This window comes from Cedecea colo (assembly GCF_011808225.1).
Taxonomy (GTDB): Bacteria; Pseudomonadota; Gammaproteobacteria; order Enterobacterales; family Enterobacteriaceae; genus Dryocola; species Dryocola colo.
In genome coordinates, this window is the sequence record NZ_SOYS01000023.1 from 1 (window position 1) to 1,885 (window position 1,885).

Below are 1,885 nucleotides of genomic sequence, written 5' to 3' on the forward strand. Positions count from 1 at the left end.
AGCGTACACGGTGGATGCCCTGGCAGTCAGAGGCGATGAAGGACGTGCTAATCTGCGATAAGCGCCGGTAAGGTGATATGAACCGTTATAACCGGCGATTTCCGAATGGGGAAACCCAGTGCAATCCGTTGCACTATCGTTAAGCCAATACATAACTTAACGAAGCGAACCGGGGGAACTGAAACATCTAAGTACCCCGAGGAAAAGAAATCAACCGAGATTCCCCCAGTAGCGGCGAGCGAACGGGGAACAGCCCAGAACCAGCATCAGTTTGTGTGTCAGTGGAAGCGTCTGGAAAGTCGCAGGGTACAGGGTGATACTCCCGTACACAAAGGCACACCTTCTGTGAGTTCGACGAGTAGGGCGGGACACGTGGTATCCTGTCTGAATATGGGGGGACCATCCTCCAAGGCTAAATACTCCTGACTGACCGATAGTGAACCAGTACCGTGAGGGAAAGGCGAAAAGAACCCCGGCGAGGGGAGTGAAACAGAACCTGAAACCGTGTACGTACAAGCAGTGGGAGCCTCTTTATGGGGTGACTGCGTACCTTTTGTATAATGGGTCAGCGACTTATATTCTGTAGCAAGGTTAACCGTATAGGGGAGCCGCAGGGAAACCGAGTCTTAACTGGGCGTTAAGTTGCAGGGTATAGACCCGAAACCCGGTGATCTAGCCATGGGCAGGTTGAAGGTTGGGTAACACTAACTGGAGGACCGAACCGACTAATGTTGAAAAATTAGCGGATGACCTGTGGCTGGGGGTGAAAGGCCAATCAAACCGGGAGATAGCTGGTTCTCCCCGAAAGCTATTTAGGTAGCGCCTCGTGAAYTCATCTCCGGGGGTAGAGCACTGTTTCGGCTAGGGGGCCATCCCGGCTTACCAACCCGATGCAAACTGCGAATACCGGAGAATGTTATCACGGGAGACACACGGCGGGTGCTAACGTCCGTCGTGAAGAGGGAAACAACCCAGACCGCCAGCTAAGGTCCCAAAGTCATGGTTAAGTGGGAAACGATGTGGGAAGGCACAGACAGCCAGGATGTTGGCTTAGAAGCAGCCATCATTTAAAGAAAGCGTAATAGCTCACTGGTCGAGTCGGCCTGCGCGGAAGATGTAACGGGGCTAAACCATGCACCGAAGCTGCGGCAGCGAACGTATCACTTAAAACGCTTAACGTGACGGCAGAGCCGGCACGTTCARGSCACACAAACGTTGAGTTGGCCTGYGTGCTGACAGACGAGGCGTTTTAAGGATACGTTCGTTGGGTAGGGGAGCGTTCTGTAAGCCGTCGAAGGTGGACTGTGAGGTCTGCTGGAGGTATCAGAAGTGCGAATGCTGACATAAGTAACGATAAAGCGGGTGAAAAGCCCGCTCGCCGGAAGACCAAGGGTTCCTGTCCAACGTTAATCGGGGCAGGGTGAGTCGACCCCTAAGGCGAGGCCGAAAGGCGTAGTCGATGGGAAACAGGTTAATATTCCTGTACCGGGTGTTACTGCGAAGGGGGGACGGAGAAGGCTATGTCGGCCGGGCGACGGTTGTCCCGGTTTAAGCGTGAAGGTGGGTRCTCCAGGCAAATCCGGAGTACCGTTAACACTGAGGCGTGATGACGAGGCACYACGGTGCTGAAGTGACAAATGCCCTGCTTCCAGGAAAAGCCTCTAAGCATCAGGTAACACCGGATCGTACCCCAAACCGACACAGGTGGTCAGGTAGAGAATACCAAGGCGCTTGAGAGAACTCGGGTGAAGGAACTAGGCAAAATGGTGCCGTAACTTCGGGAGAAGGCACGCTGGCGCGTAGGTGAAGCGGTTAACCCGTGGAGCTGAAGCCAGTCGAAGATACCAGCTGGCTGCAACTGTTTATTAAAAACACAGCACTGTGC

1 rRNA gene is annotated in these 1,885 nt (G+C 53.8%); it reads left to right on the forward strand.

Features of this window, described 5'->3' with window-relative positions:
- Nucleotides 1-1,885, forward strand: a 23S ribosomal RNA gene (locus tag E2L00_RS21270); the annotation flags it as partial.